Below are 20,520 nucleotides of genomic sequence, written 5' to 3'. Positions count from 1 at the left end.
CGTGGAATGACCACCCGGATGGCGGCTCTGTCGAGGGCCCTCGATGCAGGTGCCGGCCGGTTCTTCGATCCGTCGACGGTGCAGGCGCGGGAGCTCATCGATCGCGCGGGCACCCGGATGGAGCTCTCGACGGAGCACACGGTGGTCGCCCTCGCGGGTTCGACCGGTGGGGGTAAGTCGTCACTGTTCAATGCCGTCTCCGGTCTGGACATCGCGCGGGTAGGGATCCGGCGCCCGACGACGGCGCAGCCGTTGGCCTGTGTCTGGGGCACCCAAGGGGCGGAGCCGTTGCTGGACTGGCTCGGGATACCCGCGTTGAACCGGATCTCCCGGGAGAGTGTGCTCGACCCGGACGCGAAGGACATCTTCGACGGGCTCGTCTTGCTTGACCTGCCCGACCATGACTCCACCGAGGCCGAACACCGCAAGACCGTGGATCGCATGGTCGAGCTGGTCGACCTCTTCGTCTGGGTCATGGATCCTCAGAAGTACGCCGACGCCTCGTTGCATGAACGCTACCTGCGCCCGCTCGCCGAGCACCGGGACGTCATCGTGGTGGTGCTGAACCAGATTGATCGGCTGGCCTCGGACGACGTCGAGGCGTGCGTGTCGGACCTGCGACGGTTGCTCGACGACGACGGCCTGGCAGGCGCACCGATCCTACCGTTGTCGGCGGTGACCTCCGATGGCCTGGACGCGCTGGTGGACCTGCTCCGTCGGACTGTTGCCGAGCAGCGAGCGAGCGCCGAACGTGTGGACGCAGATGTACGACGGGTCGCTCGCCGCATGGTGGAGGCGAGCGGTACCGCCGAGGCGGGTGAGATTGGCGAGGCCGACCGTGACCGGTTGGTTGAGACACTGACCGACGCCGCCGACATCGACACCGTGGCGGAGGAGGCGGGGCGCGTTCACCTCCGGCCCGCCCGGCGGGTGCAGCAACCCCAGGTACGGGTGGACCGCGATTCCGTGGTGTCCGCGGTGCGGGACATGGGACGGGTGGCGGCCGGGTCGTTGTCCCGTGGATGGGGCGGCTCCATCCGCTCGGTGGCGGACGACGCCGCCGAGACCGTGCCGGGTGAGCTCGAAACGGCTCTGAGCTCAGTCGACCTCGCCGGTGGACGTGGCGGCGCATGGTGGCGGTTGTCGGGTCTCGTCGAGTGGCTCGCTCTGATCACCGGTGTGGTGGGAGGTCTCTGGGCGCTGGTCCTCGAGGTAGAGACGCGGTTCGAGGTGGAGTGGCTTGACCGGCAGGACGTTCCGGAGCCCGCCGTGGCGGGAAGCTCGCTGCCGATGGTTCTGCTCGTGGCAGGTGGGGCGATAGGCCTGATTCTGGCCGCCGGGCGTGCCGTAGCGGCTCGTCGGGCACGCCGGAGCCACGCGGTTGACGTGCGACGACGGTTGCGCGCCGCGGTCGAGGAGGTAGTCGACGATGCCGCGCTCGCCCCATTGCGCGATGAGCTGAGCCTGCATGACACCTTCCGGCGTGCGCTCATCGAGGCGTCGTCCTGAGGCCTGACGCTGTGGTGGTCGCCGCGTGTCCGAAGTTATCCACAGCCTGAGGACTGGCATGCCCGGCGCCGGGACTTATCCACATTGAGGGGGTAGGCCTTTCGCGGCAGTAGGTCAATGCACGAATGTCGTTGCTGTCACGTCCACAGTAATGAGCGCGGGAGGCGCCAAATGACAGCAGCGACCGTCACTGTCTCTGGAAACGTCGCAACCAACGTCAAGAGGGAGGAGAAGACCGACACGGGCGAGCCGTGGTGCCATTTCAGGATTGCCTGCAACGAACGCTATTTCGACAACCGTAACGACCGCTGGGTCGACGGTGAGCCATCGTTCTACACCGTGGTCTGCTGGCATCCGCTCCTGGCCAGGAACGCGTTGGTGTCCCTGAAGAAGGGTGAGCCGATCGTCGTACACGGCAGGATGCGTGTCCGTGACTGGCGAGATGAGAAGCATGTTCAGCGCTATTCCATGGAGATCACCGCGTCGTCGATCGGCCACGATCTGTACCGCGGGGTGACAGCGTTCCGCCGGGCGCATCGCCAGGCCTCGATCGAGGCCGAGAGCGAAGAGGTCAAGGGCAAGCTCGCGGCCTATTCCTTGGGTGACGACGGCGTCGACAAAGCCACGGGAGAGATATCGCCCAGGCCGACGGCCGCCTCGGCGGATGCATCGGGCGACGGAACCGGTGCCTCCACCGAGGATGGGAAGCCGGTGACGGAAGCGAGCGCCAGTGCAGGCACGCCGGCCTGGGCGGTGCCGTTCTCGGACGCCACGGCCGCGGGCGCGGCGAAAGACGAGCCCGATCCGCGTGAGGACGATGGGGACTCGGACGACTTCGACGAGGACAAGGAGCTCGTGGAAGCGGCCACGGCTGGCTGACCGGCTCGCGGGGGAAGGCCGCGCTGCTCGACCGGGGACGGCGGCGCGGTCTTCCACCTCGGTCGTGCCGGTGCGAGTCACGTCCTGACGCCGGTCCGTGTGATTCCTGCGCCGCCGTTTACTGCAAGGGCGGCCGAGGTCGTAGGCTTGGGAGCGCTATGGCGGAATTTATCTATGTGATGCGCAAGGCGCGCAAGGCGCACGGCGACAAGGTCATCCTCGACGACGTCACTCTGTCGTTCCTTCCCGGGGCGAAGATCGGCGTGGTGGGGCCGAACGGTGCAGGTAAGTCGAGTGTGCTGAAGATCATGGCCGGCTGGGACCAGCCGTCCAACGGCGAGGCTTACCTGACCCCCGGGTACACAGTCGGTTTCCTCTCTCAGGAGCCCGAGCTGAACCCGGACAAGACGGTTCTCGGCAACGTCCAGGAAGGAGTTGCCGAGACGAAGCAGATGCTCGAACGCTTCAACGAGATCGCCGAGAAGATGGCCACCGACTACTCGGACCAGCTCCTCGAAGAGATGGGCAAGCTTCAGGAACAGCTCGACCATCGCAACGCCTGGGACCTGGACTCCCAATTGGAGCAGGCGATGGACGCACTGCGCTGTCCGCCACCCGACGCGGACGTGTCGGTGCTGTCCGGTGGTGAGCGTCGCCGGGTGGCGTTGTGCAAGCTCCTCCTCGAGCAGCCGGATCTGCTGCTCCTGGACGAGCCCACCAACCACCTCGACGCGGAGAGCGTGCAGTGGCTGGAGCAGCACCTGGAGAAGTATCCAGGCACTGTCGTCGCCGTCACTCACGACCGCTACTTCCTCGACCACGTGGCGCAGTGGATCGCCGAGGTGGACCGTGGCCGCGTCCACGGCTACGAGGGCAACTACACCACCTACTTGGAGAACAAGCAGGCCCGCTTGAAGGTCGAGGGGCAGAAGGACGTCAAGCGGCAGCGGCGGATGAAGGAAGAGCTGGAGTGGGTCCGCTCCAACGCCAAGGGCCGTCAGACCAAGCAGCAGGCCCGGCTCAACCGCTACGAGGAGATGGCTTCCGAAGCGGACAAGGCGCGCAAGCTCGACTTCGACGAGATCCAGATCCCGCCGGGCCCCCGGCTGGGCAATGTGGTGGTCGAGGCCCAGAACCTCACCAAGGGGTTCGACGAGCGCACGCTGATCCAGAACCTGTCCTTCACGCTGCCCCGCAACGGGCTGGTCGGTGTGATCGGTCCGAACGGTGTCGGTAAGACAACGCTGTTCAAGATGATCGTGGGCGACGAGTCGGCGGACGACGGCAGCCTGCGGGTCGGGGACACGGTCAAGTTGTCCTACGTGGACCAGACCCGTGGTGGCATCGACTCGACGAAGAACGTCTGGCAGGTCGTCTCGGACGAGCTCGACTACATCAAGGTCGGCCAGGTGGAGATGCCCAGCCGTGCCTACATCGCGGCGTTCGGGTTCAAGGGACCGGACCAGCAGAAGCCGGCCGGGGTGCTCTCCGGTGGCGAGCGGAACCGGCTGAACCTGGCGCTCACTCTGAAGCAGGGTGGCAACCTGATCCTGCTGGACGAGCCCACCAACGACCTCGATGTCGAGACGCTGCAGTCCTTGGAGAACGCTCTGCTGGAATTCCCCGGCTGTGCGGTCATCACGTCACACGACCGCTGGTTCCTCGACCGGATCGCCACGCACATCCTCGCCTGGGAAGGCGACGAAGAGAACCCGGCGAAATGGTTCTGGTTCGAGGGGAACTTCGACGCCTACGAGAAGAACAAGATCGAGCGCCTCGGCAGCGACGCCACCCGCCCACACCGGGTGACGTACCGCAAGCTCACCCGGGACTGACTCGGGAACGCGCCGTGGGGCGTGGTCGTGACATCACGATGCGCCCCACGGTTCAAACGTCCTGGAACCGCCCCTACGGAACATGGCGCGGCCAACGGCGTGAACTACTACGTTGAGTAGATGCGTTGGTTCCTGCTCATCGGTGTGGCGCTCGCCTTGGCCGGGTGTGACTCGGACTCCGGATCCGGCGGCGCTGACCCTGCCCCTGGCCCGTCGGTGGCCGAGCGAGACGAGCAGAGCCATCCGGACGTCGTTGACGTGAGCGTGGAACGGACCGGGGAGACGTTTGCCTTCGAGGTGACGATCAGCTCGCCTTACGACACGCCCGATCGCTATGCCGACGGCTGGCGCGTGCTCGGGCCCGACGGGACCGTGCACGGTGAGCACACCCTCGCGCACGATCACGCCAATGAACAGCCGTTCACCCGGACCCAGACCGACGTGGAGATCCCCGACGGTGTGGACGAGGTGACGGTCGAAGGTCGCGACAGCGAGCACGGGTACGGCGGAGACACCGTGACGGTCCCGCTGCCGAGCGAGTGAGGCCGAGCCCGGGTACGTGTGTACTAGGCCGTCATCGGGTCGCCGACAGCGACGGACGGGTTGACGCCGAGCGCCGCCATCCGTAGCGGGTCATGCCACGCGGTTTGTAGACCGACAGGATGATGATGGCGAGCAGTACTGCGAGCCCGCCGATGGAGTGTGCCAGCGTGCCGGGCAGCTGGCGAGGATCGGCACCGGACGCCGCTCGGTCCGCCAGAGCGTCGACAGTCGGTGCCTCCAGCAGCAAGACGCCGGTTGCGACGAGGGTGAGCAGGAGCTTCATCAGCACCCAGTAGTGCCGGAACAGGCCCCACGACGTGCCGAGTGCGTTGATGATCCCGATGAGTACAGAGGTCAGAGCCAGCGGGACGATGACATAGGAGACCGTCACGTCCATGGCGACGTACGCGGCGCGCGCAGTCGGCACGTCCTGGCTGACCGTAGCGGTGGTGTCGAGGGCGAGGTATGCGGCGACCGCACCGAGCCAGCCGACGGAGGTCGCGACATGTGTGGTCAGTACCGCCTTGCGCAGGCGGGGTGCCATCGTCATCCGTGGCGGCCAGGCTCATGGTCCCCGTCGCCGAGGACCATGACGAGAACGATCGCCACGATGACGAGGATGAGTACGGCTCCGGACACTTTGACCCAGCCCGGCATGCGTGGGGGCGTCGGGCGCCCAGGCTCGGGGCCGGTGTCGTCGGTGGGGGACGGGTCGGCCATGAGCATCTCCTGTGTCGTGCGGTCGTCGAGGCTGGACCTGCACATCCAGATTTATCGATACAGAGTGTCTATGTCAAGTCAAAGTGTTTCTCTTCCGACGTAGCGTATTGTGGGGCCGTGCCGAAGCTGTGGAACCAGACGATCGAAACCCACCGCCGTGAGGTGCGGGACGCGATCCTGGAGACCACCGCGTCGCTGGTGGCCGAGCGCGGGCTGGCGTCGGTGACGATGTCTCGCATCGCGGAGCAGGCCGGCATCGGGCGAGCGACGTTGTACAAGTACTTTCGCGACGTCGATGCGATCTTGCGCGCCTGGCACGAGCGTCAGGTCGCCGCCCACCTGGAGCACCTCGCCGTCGTCCGAGACTCCCACGCAGGTGATCCTGGCGACCGGTTGGCCGTTGTGCTCGAGTCCTACGCGCTCATTCACCGACGGCGGGCGCAGCACCATGGATCTGGGCCCCGGGGCGCCGAGCTCGCCGTGTACCTGCACCGAGACGAGCATGTCGCCAGTGCCCGGCAGCAGCTGCACGAGATGGTCCGGGACCTGCTTGCCGAAGCCGCGGAGGCCGGTGACCTTCGCAGCGACATCGCCGCGGACGAGCTTGCGGACTACTGCTTGCACGCTCTTGGTGCCGCCGGCGGTCTGAACTCTGACGCCGCCGTCCAGCGGCTGGTCACGGTGGTTCTAGCCGGGCTACAGCCCACACGCTGACCACCGGGCGGTAGCCTGAGGTCAGGTGGACGTCGTGGCCGTTGGAGGTCCGTAGGAGTCCGGCCGTTAGGATCGCTAGCAGTGCCCTTGACGCACACAGGATTGGTAGGTCTCGTGGGTCGACACGCAACATATGTGCCGTTGCGGTGGTCCGATATGGATGTGTACAGCCATGTCAACAACATCGTGTACCTGCGCTACCTGCAAGAGGCGCGCGTCGACATGCTGTTTGTCCACGCGCACCGGCAGGGAGCGGAAGGTTTGGCCGGCGGGACGGTCGTGACGCGGCACGAGATCGACTATCGCTCTCCGCTGGAGTATCGACAGCGCCCACTGCTGGTCGAGACGTGGGTGCGTGATGTTCGGAACTCGACCTTCACTCTCGGCTACGAGCTGGTGGACGTCGGCGACGATGGAGGCCGGACGGTCTACGCGGTCGCGACGACGACGCTCGCCCCCTACGATCTCGCGGCTGGGCGGCCGCGAAGGGTCGCCGACAAGGAACGGAAGGTACTTGACGGATACCGCGACCCCGCCGGCCCTGAGCCTGGTATCGCCCGGAACGGCGCCGGCGCGACCGATCGGGCCGTGGACGATCCAGGCGAGTCGAAGCCGCACGTTCATGCCTGTCCGGTGCGCTTCGACGACCTGGACTCGTACGGCCATGTCAACAACGTCACCTTCGTGGACTATCTGCAAGAGGCGCGCGCGGACTTCGCGCACCGATACCTGTTGGATCTGCTTGGGCCGGACGAAGGCTGGGTCGTGGCCAACGTGACCATCGACTACCTCGCACCGGTTCCGTTTCGGACCGATCCGCTCGACGTGCGGGTGTGGGTCACCCGGGTCGGTGGATCGTCGGTCGAGCTGGCCTACGACGTGCGCGACGAAGCGGCGGTCTACGCCACGGCGAGGACCACACTCGTCGGGTATAACCTCCGCACACAGTCGTCCAGGAAGCTCGCTGCCGCGGAACGTGCCGCCATGGAGTCGTTCATGGTGGGCCTAACGGCGGTCACCCCTGCCGGCGGCCCCGGCGGCTCCTCTGAAGAGGCGGCCTCGTGACCACCCTGGTGCCCGCGCAGCCCGGGGCCGCTGCTGACCTGGCGACGTTCGCCCAGCGCGTCGCCCGGTACGAACCCGAGGCGGTGGCGCGGATCGTCGCCACGGGGGCGGTGGCCGGTTGCTTCGCCGAGACCCCTTTCGATGCGCTGGCGCTGCGAGCGGTCTCCCTGGCCGACCCGGTGGAGGTCGACGTCGTGGTCGAGGCGTCCACGCTGGCCGCTCGTGCAGTCGGGGCTCAGGGCGAGCTGGAGCTGCCGCCCGCGCTTCCCGCATTGCGGTGGACCACCAGCCTTCCCCCGCGATCTGGCTGGTCGGAGCTGACCCGGCTATCTCTGCCTGAGGTCGTCGGGCGGGTAGAACAAGGGGTCGAGGAGTTCAAGCGACTGGCGCCGGACGCGGCGGGGGGTCGTGATCTGCGCGCGGGTCGTGCGGCTCTGGAAGGGCTGGCGGCACAGATCTGGGACAACGAGTTGGAGCAGGGGGTTCCGTTGCGGCTGGCGCACGCTGCGTCGTCGTACGGTTTCTTCAGTGGCAGCGGGGAGGTCGTGCTGCGTTCGGTCGGATCCTGGCAACGCCTGGACGCACCGAACGGCACCATCCTGGCCCGCAGCGGGCTGGCTCTCTTCGCTCTGTAGGGACCATGACTTGACGCTCAAAGCTAATGCTATTAGCTTTGAGGCTATGACAACAAGCGAGTATCTGGAGCGGCCGGAAGGTCGCCTTGCCTACGATGTCCAAGGCGACGGCCCGCTGGTCGTCTGCATGCCCGGTATGGCGGACCTGCGCTCGGTCTACCGTTTCATGACGCCCGCATTGGTAGAAGCCGGCTACCGGGTGGCCACAGTCGATCTTCGCGGTCACGGTGACAGCGACGCCACGTTCTCCAGTTACGACGATCTGGCCGCGGGCTCTGACCTGCTGGCATTGGTCCGTCACCTGGAGGCCGGACCAGCGGTGCTGATCGGAAACTCCATGGGCGGCGCAGCGGCGGTGTGGGCAGCAGCCGAGCAGCCGGAGCTGGTCACCGGGGTCGTCCTGCTCGGCGCGTTCGTCCGTGATCCCGTCTCGCCCTGGTATTTGAAGGCGCTGATGGCGCTGATGCTGAAAAGACCGTGGGGTGTGGCCGCCATGGGTGCCTACTACCGGTCGATCAACGCCGGCACGCAGCCCGCAGGCCTGGCCGAGCACGTCGCACGGATCAAGTCCGGCCTCCGCCGGCCGGGCAGGTGGCGCGCGTTCGTCAGGACTGTCAAGACGTCGCACGCACCGGTGACCTCTCGACTGGGTGACGTCGGACGGCCGGCCCTGGTCGTCATGGGCGAGAAGGACCCGGATTTTCCGGACCCGGAGGCGGAAGCCCGATTCACCGCGGACTCGATCGGCGACAGCGCCGACGTGCTGATGGTGCCCGAGGCGGGCCACTATCCCCACGCGCAGCGGCCGGATGTGGTGAATCCGGCGGTCACGTCGTTCCTGAACGGGCTGCGCTCGGCCGAGTCGTCGGAGGTCGCGGGGCCGTCGTCTCGGTCCGAAGGTCAGACAGAGCCCGGAGGCGACCATGCCTAGGGCCGGGTTGACCCGGAAGATCGTCGTGGAGCAGGCCGCTCTCTTCGCCGACGAGCACGGATATGAGCAGCTCACCCTGGCGGCGCTCGCGAAGCGCGCGGGCGTGGCGCTGCCGAGTCTCTACAAGCACGTCGCCGGGCTGGACGCACTCAAAGCCGAGCTGGGCCTTCTGGCCACGCGCGAGCTCGCCGAGGTGATGAGCAAGGCGGCTGTCGGCCGGGCACGTGGCGACGCGCTGCGTACCGTCGCCGTTGCTTACCGTGCGTACGTACTGGAACACCCCGGCCGGTATGCGGCCAGTGTGCGAGCGGTCGGTCCGGAGGACGCGCTCGCGGATGAACGACAGGCGGCCGCTGCCGAAGCGGTCGACGTCATCTTCGCCGTGCTCGACGGCTACGGAATCGCTGGGGACGAAGTCGTGGATGCCGCGAGAGCGGTCCGTAGCGCTCTGCACGGCTTTGCGGTCATCGAGAGCGCGGGAGGGTTCGGCATACCGCGTGAGATCGATCGAAGCTTCAGCGCCATGGTCGACGGTCTCGACCGGGCTCTGCGTTCCTGGACACCCTCGGCGGAACGGGCTTCGTCACCAGCCACGGACACGTCTGAGGCGTAGCCGACGGTCGGCGGCGATGCCGGCCGCGATGCCCACCGCCAGGCTCGGTAACGCCCACAGCAAGGGAGACGTGTTACCTGAGGTGAGCGCGGCCGCCCGGGTATCGGCCGACTCATCGGCACCGGACTCGTCCCTACCGGCGACAGACTCGGCGTCGTCGTTCGCCGGATCGGGTGAGGGCAAGACGTCGGTGGTGGAGTCGGACAGGGGCACGCCGAGCTCGTCCAGGAGGGCCCGCAGCTGCTCGGGATGGGGCGAGCGGTGCCAGACGCCGTCCGGACCGGTCTCCCGGCCGCCGCCTTGGACGGCAGCGCCGAACGGCTCGGACATCGAACCCTCCGTGTGCACCCAGATATCGCCCGAGTCGTCTGTCACGATGCGGTCCACCCGCCACACACTCACGTCGTGGATGAGCCACGTGACGTTGACCTGGTTGCCGCCTGGGCCCACCGGTGTGTCGGCGAACTGTGACGCCTCGGGGTCGGCCCGCGGACTCAATCCGCCGAGCGCGTCGAGTAGTAGATCGTAATCCGGGCTGGTCGCGTAGAGCGATCCTGTGGTCTGCGTCGACGGCGACGAGATCAGCACGCTCGTGGGCCCGCCCGCCTGGGCGGGTTGCGGCGCCAGGAACGCGAAACCGAGCGCCAGAGCGAACAACAAGGCAATGGACCGAATCCGGGCGCGGACGGGACGGGACATCGATGGTCCTCCAATCACGGCATCTCCTGTGCCATGACTACACTGCCGCGTCCGTTCAGGTTCCGTCGTCGAGCGTGGATCGCGCTATCTCCGCCGCGCGATCCCGATCCGCCACGCCCTCGAGCCGTATCGTCGTCTCGCCAACCATCCATACCAGGGTCGGCCCGGCGGAGCGGTCGATCTCCGGCTCGTCTGCCGATTCCATGCCGTACAGGTTGAGCGCGTGTGGATCCGCGAACCACAGGCCGTCGACCGCACCGAGATCCACCGGCTCGGCCGGATCCGGCACGAACTTGACCGCAAGCGAGCCGGCGAACTGGTCCAGCCGTACGGTCCCATCCGCGCCTACCCAGCTCATCGACAGCCGATACCGACCGGAGCCCACCTCCACGGCATCCGGCTCTCCGAGAGCCGCCGGGAGGGCGGGCGTGAAGTCCACCAATCCGGCCGCGGCGTCGAGGCCCAGCTCGCCCACCACCGCGGGCGGCGGGGGAGCGGATGGCACGGCGGGACCAGGCCGCACCTCGACCCCGCCCAGGCCGAACCATTCGGCGACGGCCGCCCGGACCGGCGGGGTGAGCGCCGCAGCCAAAAGGACGGCCACCAAACCCGCGACGACAGCCCGCCACCGAGTGCGCATCATCCGCGCGACTGCCGACGCGACCGTCGACGCCCGGGCCGAAAGGCGAGCCGCGCGACCGAGAGCGGGGACGGAGTCAAAGGCGGCCTCCGCCGTCGCGATCCGCTCCATCACCACCGTCGCGGTGGCGACCTCGTCGATGGGCGGGATGTCCAGATCGGCGGCGAGAGCGCGCAGCTCGGTGTCGAGCGGGTCATCGTTCATGTTCGGCCTCCCGTTCTGCCACGTCCTGCCCGCCCAGCTGCTCGTCGAGCCCACGGCGCAGCTGCGTCAAGGCCCGATGCAGCCGTGACTTCACCGTGCCGCGTGGCCAGCCGAGCACCGTGGCCGCCTCTCGCTCGTCCAGGTCGAGGAAGTACCGGCACACGACCACCTGCCGCTGCGCCTCCGGCAGCTGCCGCAGCGCGGCGATCAGCGCCGAACGCGACTCCGCGTGCACAGCCGCGGCGGCGGGATCGGCGTCGCTGGTGGACACGCCGTCGAGCCAGGCGGCGCGCTCGGTCGCGGCATCGCGTCGCCGTCCGGCCCGGACGGCGTTCCTGGCCTCGTTCACGACGATCCGCAACAGCCACGGCCGGAACGGAGCGCCGTCGCGGAACCGGTCCAAGCTCTGGTACGCCTTCACGAACGCCACCTGAACGACGTCCTCGGCGTCCGCGCCGGCACCACTGACGACGGCGGCGCGGTTGGCTTCGGCCGCGTAGCGGCGCACGAGCACGGCGTACGCGTCGGCGTCTCCGTCGCGGACGCGCCCGATGATGGTCTGGTCGGTGGCGTCGTCTCGGTCCGTAACGACCCCTCTCCCGGATCTCTGGCGTCGGCCCGTGCCACTCTTCCTACACCGCGGCCCACCGTCCGGTTCCGGGGTGTGGCGTCAGACCGTGCGGAGCCAGACCGCGGCGTCGGTCGGCAACCGTCCGTCGTCCGTCAGCGGCACGCTGGCCAGTATCACCTCGCGGTGCTCCGGCAGCGCCACTGGCTCCGTGCCGAGGTTCGCCACGCAGACGAAACCTGGCTCGCGGTGAAACGCCAGGACATCGGGACCCAGTCCGTCGTCCCAGGTCATCGTGGTGGAGACGAACGCCGGGTTCTCCCGTCGGATCGCGAGCGCCGAGCGGTAGAGCTCCAACATGGAGCCGGCGACACCATCCTGCGCCTGAACCGCCTGCTCGCCCCAGCCATCGGGTTGTGGAAGCCATGAGCCGTTTGCGCCGAAGCCGAATGACGGTCCGTCGACGGTCCAGGGCAGCGGGACACGACAGCCATCGCGGCCACGTTCCGTGTGGCTGGAGCGTTCCCACACTGGGTCCTGCAGCGACTCCTCCGGAAGGTCCAGCACCTCGTGCAGGCCCAGTTCCTGGCCCTGGTAGACGTAGGCACCGCCGGGGAGCGAGAGCATGAGCAGAGCGGCTGCCCGGGCCCGCCGGACGCCGAGCTGACGGTCGAACTCCCGCACGTCCGGCCGGTCACGTACTGTTCCGCCCGTGGAGTCGGGACGGCCATACCGGGTCACGACACGCTCGACGTCGTGGTTCTCCAGCACCCAGGTGGCCGGAGCACCCACGGCTCCGAGGACCGACATCGACTGCTCGATCGATTCACGTAGCTCAGCCGCGAACCATGGAGCTTTCAGGTAGTCGAAGTTGAAGGCGCTGTGCAGCTCGTCGTCCCGGACGTAGCGGGCCAGCCGCTCGGGCGGCTCCACCCATGCTTCGGCCACGAAGAGCCGGGCCGGATCGTATGCGTCGGCGATCTCGCGCCAGCCGCGGTAGATCTCGTGCACGCCATCGCGGTCGAAGAACGGATGGTCGGCGATCTTGGGCGAGGCGAGCAGATTCGACTCGTCGTAGGGGAGGTCCGGCTTGGTCATGTCCTTGACCATCCCGTGCGCGACGTCGATGCGGAATCCGTCGACGCCCATGTCGAACCAGAACCGGAGAACGTCCAGGAACTCATCGCGGACCTCCGGGTTGCTCCAGTCGAGATCCGGCTGGCTGACGTCGAAGATGTGGAAGTACCACTGTCCCGGCGAACCGTCGGGTTCGGTGATGCGTTCCCAAGCCGGGCCACCGAAGACGCTGCGCCAGTTGTTCGGGGGGAGGTCTCCGCCGGGGCCCTTCCCGTCGCGGAAGATGTAGCGGGCCCGCTCCGGTGATCCGGGTGCCGCCGCGAGCGCCGCCTTGAACCACTCATGCTCGGACGAGCTGTGGTTAGGGACGATGTCCAAGACGACTTTCAAGCCGAGCTCGTGTGCTTCGGAGATCAGTTCCTTCGCCTGAGCGAGGTCGCCGAAGCGGGGGTCGATGTCGCGGTAGTTGGCCACGTCATAACCACCGTCGTTGAGCGGCGACGGGTACCAGGGGTTGATCCAGATCGCGTCGACCCCGAGGTCGCGCAGATAGGTCAACTTTGTGCGAAGACCAGCGATGTCACCCTCACCGTCGCCGTTCCCGTCGGAGAATGAACGGATGTACACCTGGTAGATGGTGGCGTGCCGCCACCAGTCGCTACGAGACTCTGTCACGAGCCGCCAGCTTATGACGGTCCAGGCGGCGATGCGATCCCTATCGCTATGTGGACTGCCTCACAGCGAAGGCCGCGGATACCGCGAATCTCAGTCCTCGAAGGTGTTCACCATGGAGTGCGCGGCTCGCTCGAGGTAGTCCCAGAGCGTGTCGCGGTACACCGGGGCCAGCTCGAGCTCGTCGACCGCGATCTTCATGTGGTGCAGCCACCGATCGCGGGCCGCGGGATTGACTTTGAACGGAACGTGCCGCATCCGCAGCCGAGGGTGTCCGCGCTGGTCGGAGTAGGTGGTCGGACCTCCCCAGTACTGTTCGAGGAACATCCGCAGGCGCTCTTCCGCCGGTCCGAGATCCTCCTCCGGGTAGAGCGCCCGGAGTTCAGGGTCCTCCGCCACGCCCTCGTAGAAGCGGCGGACGAGGCGGGCGAAGGTCTCGGCTCCGCCGACGGCGTCGTAGAAGTTGTCCACTCGGGTAGTCACACACTCCATTGTCCCCATCTCCCGGCGTCTTGCGAAACGTGGCCCGGGAAAGCCGAAGGAGTATGCATGGTGGTCGTGACCACGGCCACCATGTCGTTCGGTTGGGAACGGATGCGAAGCCCTGTTGCGGGTGCTTCACCTACGCAGGGCAGGATGGAGTCGTTCGTTCACGTCAGACTTTGGGAAAGGACTCACCATGGCCACTACCCGCACCGCTTCGACCCGCTGGGAAGGAACCCTGTTCGAGGGGGCCGGCAAGGTCACGCTTCAGTCGTCCGGGCTCGGCACATACGACGTCTCGTGGCCGGCCCGCGCCGAGGAGCCAGGCGGAAAGACGTCGCCCGAGGAGCTCATCGCGGCGGCGCACTCGTCGTGCTTCTCCATGGCGTTCTCCAACGGCCTGGCCAAGGCGGGAACGCCGGCCACGTCGCTGGACACCAGCGCTGACGTGACGTTCCAGCCGGGTGAGGGGATCACCGGCATCAAGATCACCGTCCGGGGCGTCGTCCCGGGCATCTCGGAAGAGGACTTCGTCGCCGCCGCTGAGGCCGCGAAGGAAGGCTGCCCGGTCAGCCAGGCATTGACCGGCACGACCATCACGCTTGACGCCGCACTCGCTTGATGAGATCGAAGGATCTCGACGGCCGGGTAGCCGTGGAGCTTCGATAGCCGGGCGATAGACGACGGGGTGTGTCGTGGAGTGATAGCAACCACGACACACCCCAACGTCTCCAGGGCACGAGGTGACCGATGCCTCGAGTCCTGCCGGCACTGTGGCCGGCGCTGTGAGGCGTGGACCTTTGTCGGCGGGTGCCGGTGATCGTTGAATTCAGCCCACGCCGGCAGATGTCCGCTTGTGCTGGTTCATCGAGTTCCCAGTGACCGGCAGTATGACGACGATGGTGCTGATGATCCAGAGCCCGAGTGCCACGATGATCAGGCCGATGAAGTCTTCGAGCGCGAGGTCACCGGTGAGCGTGTCGACCAACGCGTAGGCATAGTAGATGCTGAGCAGCGTACCGATCCCGGCCAGGAGGAATCGGGCGAAGGAGAGCCGGATCATCTGCAGAATTGCTACGAGCAGCGTGACCCCGGCGACGATCATGGTCAGCACTATCATGTAGTCGGGGTCTGTCGTGGGGTCGTTCACGTCCACGAACGCGAATCCGACGAGAGCGATGAGCACCTCGGGCTCCGTCGTCTCATCCAGATCCCGGCCGGCGATGGCGAGGATGAACGACAGAGCCGAGCAGGCAACGAACAGCAGGGCCGACACATAGATCGGGACCTGTGAGCTCGAACGTCCGCGAGCTCGCGGACCTGGCCCGTTGGGCTGTGGGAACGGCTGCCGGCCCGGTGGGAACTGCTGCGGTCCCTGCGGGTGCTGCTGCATCGGCGGCCCGTACGGCGGTTGTCCGGGCTGGCCAGGCGGGCCGGGCTGTCCGGGTTGACCGGGCGGGCCATAGGGCTGCTGGTAGCCGGCCTGTGGGTACGGCTGCTGGCCCATCAGTGGTTGCTGCGGGTACGGCTGCTGCGGCTGAGCCCCGTACTGCGGAGTCCCGTACGGCGGCGCCGGCTGCCCTGCGGGGGGCTGCTGCTGGTATGGCTGCTGACCTGCCGGTGGGTACTGACCTGGCGGGCCGACCGGTGGCTGCCCTGGCGGTTGCTGCGGGTATGGCTGCTGGTCTGGTGCGGCCTGCGAACCTGGTGCCGGTTGCGGCGGGTAGGGCTGCTGACCGCCCGGCGAGGACCCGTACGGGTCCTGGGGCGGGGGCTGCTGCTCGGCCGGCTGCCAGTACGGCTGCGCGTCCGGTGTGGGCTGCGCATCGGGCGCGTAGGGCAGCGCTTCATGGGGGTACGGCTCAGCTTGGGACGGTCCCTGGGCGTATGGCTCTTGAACGTACTGCTCCGGCGCGTAAGGCGCCTGCGGGTCCGGCGCGTAGGGCGCCTGCGGGTCCGGCGCGTAGGGCGCCTGCTGGTACGGCTCGGCCTGGGGATCGGGCTGCTGGCCTGCCTCTTGCGCCGGCTCTTGCGGGTACGCGGTCTCCGCTTGCTGCGGGTAGAACACGTGAGTGTCTTGCGAATCCGGCGGCAGATCGGGTGTCTGGCCCTGTTCTCGTGGTTCTTCTGGATTAACGGTCACGGCGGAACGGTAACCTACAGTCGCATCATGAGTCAGCCTGACGGCCGGGATCGTCGGTCGCCAGGCTAAGGCGCCGAGATCGCGGGCACGCTGATCCCTACGGTCGGTTGGGCACGAAACATCGTAGGGGGCGCCCCTACATACCTGCTATACATACCGTTTCCATGGGTTCGCCCCGGGAAGCCGGATCAGACCTCGGGAGCGGGCGGGCGCTGAGCCTTCTGCTGCTGTTCCTCCGGTGTGTCCGCGGTGGGGGCGGCTGAAGTGTCGTCGGTCTCCTCGCCGCGCGGCGGTGCGTCGCGATCGGTGCCGGTGGCCACGGAGGCCACCGCGGCCGCGGGCTGCGCCGGTTGAGAGGAGGCCTCGGCCGTGCGCCCGGCGATATCCCGGCCGGACTCCCCGGTGGTCTCGGGCTCGACTGCGGCTCCCTGCCGGACCCAGAGCGTACGCTGCGGGAACGGGATCTCGATGCCTTCGACGTCGAACCGCCGCTTGACCCGTTCGCGCAGCTCGCGGGCGACCTTCCACTGTTCCAGCGGCTTGGTCTGGACAACCAGCCGGACGACGATGCTGTCCGCACTGAGCGCCTCGACGCCCCAGACCTCCGGCTCTTCCACGATGAGATCGCTCCAGATCTCTTCGGTGGCGAGCTCGTGGCTGATCTCCTCCAGCAGCCGGCGGACGCGGACGGTGTCCGAGTCGTAGGCGACGCCGACGTCGATCACCGCTCGTGCCCAGTCCTGGCTGGAGTTGCCGATCCGTATCACCTCTCCGTTGCGCACGTACCAGACTGTGCCGTCGATGCCGCGGAGTCGGGTGACGCGCAGACTGACCTCCTCGACCACGCCCGATGCCTCGCCCATGTCGATGACGTCGCCCACGCCGTACTGGTCCTCGACGAGCATGGCGATTCCCGCCAGGAAATCCTTCACGAGATTCTGGGCGCCGAAACCGAGGGCCACCCCCACGATGCCCGCCGAGGCGAGTACCGGCCCGATCGAATACCCGAGGATGTCTAGACCCATGAAGATGACGACAGCGGCGATAACGATCGTCGAGGTGCTCTTGGACAGCGACCCCATGCTCTGGACCCGCTGGACACGCCGTTCCGAATAGGCACCGGTACTGCCGAAGACGACGCGCGCCGCAGTCTCCGAACCGAGAACCTGTGTCGGCGCTTTATGCTCCGCTACCCGTGTGACGACGCGGTCGATGACCTTGTGAAGCACATACCGAACCACGAACCCGAGCAAGATCAGCCCGATCAGTTGCAGCGGGTTGCCGAGGAGGACGTCTGCCCACCACTCGCCGCTGAAGCGATCCGGGTCGTCGTCGATCTGGTCTTGTGTGAAGATTGTCATGAGCTATCCGCTTGTCCGTGTGTTCGTCTGAGAGACATGGCGCCCTCAACGTCGCAGCGCGGACATCACGAGTGGTCCGCGTAGTCATTCGTTGGCGGTACCAGCTGCGCAGCAAGGAAGCTGAGCTGGTCGGCCGCCAGGTCTACGGTGCGGGAGACCGCCCGCGCGCCGTGCCCGACCTCCCGCTCCGCACGGATCAGGATCGGCCTGCGGTCCGGGTCTGCGGCCGTGGCGTCCTGCAACGCGGCGGCCAGCTTTCGGGCGTGCATGGGGTCCACGCGCGTGTCCCCGTCGAACACGGTGAACAGTACCGCGGGGTACTCAGTACCCGGCTTGACGTGATGATACGGCGAGTAGCCGAGCAGCCAGTGGAACTCCTCGGGCTCGGCGACGGTGCCGTACTCGTCTGTCCACAGGGCGCCGAGTCCGGAGAGTTCATAGCGGACCATGTCCAGCAGCGGTGCCGAGCAGGCCACGGCGCGGAACGTCTCCGGATGCTGTGTGAGCGAGGCTCCGACGAGCAGTCCGCCGTTCGACCCACCCGAGATCCCGAGCATGCCGGGTGTGGTCCAGCCTTGCTCGATCAGGTACTCGGCCGCGGCGTGGAAGTCGTCGAAGACGTTCTGCTTGTTCGCCCGCATCCCCGCACGATGCCACTCCTCGCCCTCTTCGGAACCCCCGCGGAGGTTGGCGACGGCCCAGACGCCACCTGCTTCCACCCAGGCCAGGGTGCTGGCGGAGTAGGCCGGGGTGAGCGAGATGTTGAAGCCGCCGTATCCGTAGAGCACGGTGGGCCTTGGAACGGACGGTGCCTGGACGTCGCCGGACTCTGCCTCGGCATGGCCGTCGCTCTCCGCCGGGGAGAGGATGATCATGCGCACCTCGGTGCCGTCCTTGGAGCGGTAGGTGACCTGTTCGGAACGGATACGGGGGAGCTCGACGGCGCCGGGGCTGGTGGCCCATGTGCCGATCGTGTTCGTGCGAGCGTCGTACCGGAGGACGCAGGACGGCGTGCTGTGGTCGGTGTAGCCGAACCATGCCTCGTGCCCGCCCTCGGGCCGCTCGATCAGCCCGCCCACGCTGCCGAGGCCGGGCAGCGTCAGCGTGTGTACGTGCCGCCCCGTGTCGAGCTCGTGCACGGTGATCTCCGAGATCGCGTGCCGCGTCCACGTGGCCAGCAGCACCGGTCGGTCGAGCTCGGGACCGTCGAGGATCGCGCAGTCCTCGAGGACCGCGGTGGGATCCTCGGGCAACAGGTCCTGCCAGTGTTCTGGCGCGGGCGTCGTGGGATCGGCGACGGCGAGCCGACCGCGGGGCGCGTCCAGGTTGGTGAGAACGTAGAGCCTGCCGTCCCGTCCGACGTGCAGTTCGGCCAGCGCGTCGAGGCCGACCATCACCGGTCGCAGATCGGGTGTGGCGGGATCGGCGTCGTTCAGATCCGCCATCCAGATGTCGTGGCGAGGCGCCGTTCCCTGCCGCACCGAGACGATCAGCCACCGGCCGTCCCGGCTGACCGAGACGCCGTAGAAGCTTGATTTGTCCTTGCCGTCGCCGAAGATCTGCACATCGGTGGACGGATCGGTGCCGAGACGGTGCAGGAAGACCCGCCGGTGGTACTGCTCCTCACCCTCGGGCACCAGGTCGGGCGCGAGACGCCGCACGTAGTAATAGGCCTTGCCGCCGGGCAGCCAGGCCACGGGTGAGTATCGTGCGCGGTCTATAGGTCCGTCGACCACCTCCCCGGTGGATACGTCCAGAACTCGGACCACCGACTCCTCACGGCCGCCTTCCGACAGCTGGTAGGCGAGGAGGTCGCCCTCCTTCGACGGCTGCCAGGTGTCGAGCGTGGTGGTGCCGGTGGGGTCGATCGCCATCGGGTCGATGAGCGCACGCTCGGTCCCGTCCGGGTCGGTGGTGAGTAGGACGGCGTGCTCTTGGTCCGCCGTACGGCGGGAGTGGAAGCTCCGCTCGCCGCGCCAGACCGGGGCACCGACCGAGCCGGAACGCAGCAGCTCGGTGAGACGCTGCCGGAACGTCTCGCGTGACGTCCATCGTTCACGATGCCGCTCCACGAGCGTGTCCTGAGCGTCTCTCCATGTGCGCGTCTCGTCCGAGTCGGGGTCCTCCAAGGCGCGGAAGGGGTCCGGCGCGGTGACGCCGTGCAGGACGTCGGCGTCGTCGCCCTTCGGTGCGGAGGGATACGGCGAAGTCGGGCTGTCGTGTGTCACCTGAGTGACTCTATGAGGTCTGGTGGCCGCTGAGCACGCGCAGGGCGCCGGGTAATACCCGAGCCGTCGCCGGGAGTGTTCCTATCAGCTCGCCGTCTCCTCCCACGGGCATCGTCCGGCCGGCTTCGACACTCACCTCACGCCCCCGGAAGACCAGCACTTCCGGCCGGTTCACGTGGACTCCGGTGTAGAGCTCCCGCATCGCGATGGCGATGAACGCCCGGCGCGACACATCGGTGAGGACGATCACATCGAGTAGCCCGTCGTCCACCCGTGCGTCCGGCGCGGCATGGCGCCCGTTGCCGAAGTACCCGGAGTTCGCGACGACCACCGTGTAACCGCGGACGTCGTGTCGCGTGCCGTCGATGGTCACCCGGTAGGACACCATCCGCCATCCGGCGAGCGCTCGCAGCGCGGCGTAGTGGTAGCCGGCCCCGCCGAGGACTCTCGCCTGGTTGAAGTAGCCGTTCGCTACCGCGTCGATCCCCGCGTACATGCTCCCGACGACGACCGTGCCTTCGACGTCGATCACGTCGACGGCGCTCGGCTCGGCGTCGTGCAGCAGCGTGGCGAGCGCGCTGGGCTCGGCCGGGATGCTCAGCTGGCGGGCGAAGTCGTTGCCGCGTCCGACGGGAATGACCCCGAGCACGCCCTCCGCCCGGATGACGGCGGCGGCCAGGGCCCCGACCGTGCCGTCGCCGCCGGCCGCCAGGACGACATCGCCACGTTCGGCCGCCACGGTCGCGAGGTCGACGGCGTGCTCGAGACTGCGGCTTTGCTCAATGGTCACCTTGGCGCCGAGGTCGCTCAGCGTGGCCAGCACGGGATGCAGCCGTGCCGCGACGGCTCGCCGGGACCAGCCCGCTGTACCCGCATGCGGGTTCACGACTGCGGTGAACGTGCGCACAGCTCCTCCGGTCTGTTCTGACGGTGCCACCAGTGTGCCCTACCGCCTAGACCAGCCTGCCCCAACAGGGTCGGGGTCGTGCACAAATGACAGC

21 protein-coding genes are annotated in these 20,520 nt (G+C 67.6%); 10 read left to right on the top strand and 11 right to left on the bottom strand.

What is annotated here, in order from left to right:
* From ELR45_RS24075 to ELR45_RS24060, 4 genes are all read left to right on the top strand, one after another.
* The coding region (locus ELR45_RS24075) for a YfjP family GTPase (protein ID WP_205857165.1) at positions 1-1,509 on the top strand (1,509 nt) is incomplete at its 5' end.
* 171 nt (positions 1,510-1,680) lie between these two features.
* Positions 1,681-2,388, top strand: coding sequence for a single-stranded DNA-binding protein (locus ELR45_RS24070; protein WP_165368060.1), 708 nt, complete (start codon positions 1,681-1,683; stop codon positions 2,386-2,388).
* A 158-nt stretch (positions 2,389-2,546) separates the two neighbouring features.
* Positions 2,547-4,223, top strand: a complete 1,677-nt coding sequence (ettA, locus tag ELR45_RS24065) for an energy-dependent translational throttle protein EttA (protein ID WP_129668603.1) — start codon at positions 2,547-2,549, stop codon at positions 4,221-4,223.
* Positions 4,224-4,343: 120 nt separating this feature from the next.
* The gene (locus tag ELR45_RS24060; RefSeq protein WP_129668601.1) at positions 4,344-4,766 is read left to right on the top strand and encodes a hypothetical protein; all 423 of its coding nucleotides are present in this window, start codon (positions 4,344-4,346) and stop codon (positions 4,764-4,766) included.
* 31 nt (positions 4,767-4,797) lie between these two features.
* Here the strand turns inward: ELR45_RS24060 and ELR45_RS24055 are convergent, their stop codons facing one another.
* Both ELR45_RS24055 and ELR45_RS35735 read right to left on the bottom strand, forming a co-directional pair.
* A complete protein-coding gene (locus ELR45_RS24055) occupies positions 4,798-5,316 on the bottom strand; it encodes a DUF2269 domain-containing protein (protein ID WP_129668600.1) in 519 nt (172 codons plus the stop codon).
* The gene (locus ELR45_RS35735; RefSeq protein WP_165368059.1) at positions 5,313-5,486 is read right to left on the bottom strand and encodes a hypothetical protein; all 174 of its coding nucleotides are present in this window, start codon (positions 5,484-5,486) and stop codon (positions 5,313-5,315) included. The genes ELR45_RS24055 and ELR45_RS35735 overlap by 4 nt, the downstream gene beginning before the upstream one ends.
* A gap of 117 nt (positions 5,487-5,603) precedes the next feature.
* Here ELR45_RS35735 and ELR45_RS24050 point away from each other — a divergent pair, with 117 nt between their 5' ends.
* From ELR45_RS24050 to ELR45_RS24030, 5 genes are all read left to right on the top strand, one after another.
* Entirely contained in the window at positions 5,604-6,200 is a 597-nt protein-coding gene (locus ELR45_RS24050; protein ID WP_129668599.1) for a TetR/AcrR family transcriptional regulator, read from the top strand.
* Positions 6,201-6,281: 81 nt separating this feature from the next.
* On the top strand, positions 6,282-7,265 hold the full coding sequence (locus ELR45_RS24045; RefSeq protein ID WP_338069607.1) for an acyl-CoA thioesterase: 984 nt from the start codon (positions 6,282-6,284) through the stop codon (positions 7,263-7,265).
* A complete protein-coding gene (locus tag ELR45_RS24040) occupies positions 7,262-7,900 on the top strand; it encodes a DUF8185 domain-containing protein (RefSeq protein ID WP_129668597.1) in 639 nt (212 codons plus the stop codon). The genes ELR45_RS24045 and ELR45_RS24040 overlap by 4 nt, the downstream gene beginning before the upstream one ends.
* 46 nt (positions 7,901-7,946) lie before the next feature.
* Entirely contained in the window at positions 7,947-8,831 is an 885-nt protein-coding gene (locus tag ELR45_RS24035; protein WP_129668596.1) for an alpha/beta fold hydrolase, read from the top strand.
* Positions 8,824-9,444 (top strand): TetR/AcrR family transcriptional regulator, encoded by a 621-nt coding sequence (locus tag ELR45_RS24030; protein ID WP_129668595.1) that lies wholly within the window; start codon positions 8,824-8,826, stop codon positions 9,442-9,444. Before ELR45_RS24035 ends, ELR45_RS24030 begins: the two co-directional genes overlap by 8 nt.
* Here ELR45_RS24030 and ELR45_RS24025 read toward each other — a convergent pair.
* The 5 genes from ELR45_RS24025 to ELR45_RS24005 form a co-directional block, all read right to left on the bottom strand.
* The gene (locus tag ELR45_RS24025) at positions 9,415-10,143 is read right to left on the bottom strand and encodes a hypothetical protein (RefSeq protein ID WP_129668594.1); all 729 of its coding nucleotides are present in this window, start codon (positions 10,141-10,143) and stop codon (positions 9,415-9,417) included. The two genes, ELR45_RS24030 and ELR45_RS24025, sit on opposite strands and share 30 nt — an antisense overlap.
* Before the next feature lie 55 nt (positions 10,144-10,198).
* Positions 10,199-10,987: a hypothetical protein gene (locus tag ELR45_RS24020; protein ID WP_129668593.1), complete on the bottom strand. Its 789-nt coding sequence runs from the start codon at positions 10,985-10,987 to the stop codon at positions 10,199-10,201.
* Positions 10,977-11,495, bottom strand: a complete 519-nt coding sequence (locus ELR45_RS24015; RefSeq protein ID WP_205857164.1) for an RNA polymerase sigma factor — start codon at positions 11,493-11,495, stop codon at positions 10,977-10,979. The genes ELR45_RS24020 and ELR45_RS24015 overlap by 11 nt, the downstream gene beginning before the upstream one ends.
* Positions 11,496-11,657: 162 nt before the next feature.
* Positions 11,658-13,307, bottom strand: coding sequence for a glycoside hydrolase family 13 protein (locus ELR45_RS24010; RefSeq protein ID WP_205857163.1), 1,650 nt, complete (start codon positions 13,305-13,307; stop codon positions 11,658-11,660).
* 90 nt (positions 13,308-13,397) lie between these two features.
* Entirely contained in the window at positions 13,398-13,796 is a 399-nt protein-coding gene (locus ELR45_RS24005; protein WP_129668590.1) for a globin, read from the bottom strand.
* A gap of 187 nt (positions 13,797-13,983) precedes the next feature.
* Here ELR45_RS24005 and ELR45_RS24000 point away from each other — a divergent pair, with 187 nt between their 5' ends.
* On the top strand, positions 13,984-14,409 hold the full coding sequence (locus ELR45_RS24000) for an OsmC family protein (RefSeq protein WP_129668589.1): 426 nt from the start codon (positions 13,984-13,986) through the stop codon (positions 14,407-14,409).
* A gap of 207 nt (positions 14,410-14,616) precedes the next feature.
* On the opposite strand, the gene ELR45_RS23995 is transcribed toward ELR45_RS24000, so the two are convergent.
* The 4 genes from ELR45_RS23995 to ELR45_RS23980 form a co-directional block, all read right to left on the bottom strand.
* Positions 14,617-15,930: a hypothetical protein gene (locus tag ELR45_RS23995; protein ID WP_129668588.1), complete on the bottom strand. Its 1,314-nt coding sequence runs from the start codon at positions 15,928-15,930 to the stop codon at positions 14,617-14,619.
* 188 nt (positions 15,931-16,118) lie between these two features.
* A complete protein-coding gene (locus ELR45_RS23990) occupies positions 16,119-17,291 on the bottom strand; it encodes a mechanosensitive ion channel family protein (protein ID WP_129668587.1) in 1,173 nt (390 codons plus the stop codon).
* A gap of 65 nt (positions 17,292-17,356) precedes the next feature.
* A complete protein-coding gene (locus ELR45_RS23985; protein WP_129668586.1) occupies positions 17,357-19,519 on the bottom strand; it encodes a prolyl oligopeptidase family serine peptidase in 2,163 nt (720 codons plus the stop codon).
* A 10-nt stretch (positions 19,520-19,529) separates the two neighbouring features.
* Entirely contained in the window at positions 19,530-20,426 is an 897-nt protein-coding gene (locus ELR45_RS23980; RefSeq protein ID WP_129668585.1) for a diacylglycerol/lipid kinase family protein, read from the bottom strand.
* Positions 20,427-20,520 lie beyond the last annotated feature (94 nt).

Source organism: Phytoactinopolyspora endophytica (assembly GCF_004138495.1).
In the GTDB taxonomy this organism is placed as follows: domain Bacteria; phylum Actinomycetota; class Actinomycetes; order Jiangellales; family Jiangellaceae; genus Phytoactinopolyspora; species Phytoactinopolyspora endophytica.
This window is presented reverse-complemented; position numbering and strand designations above follow the sequence as displayed.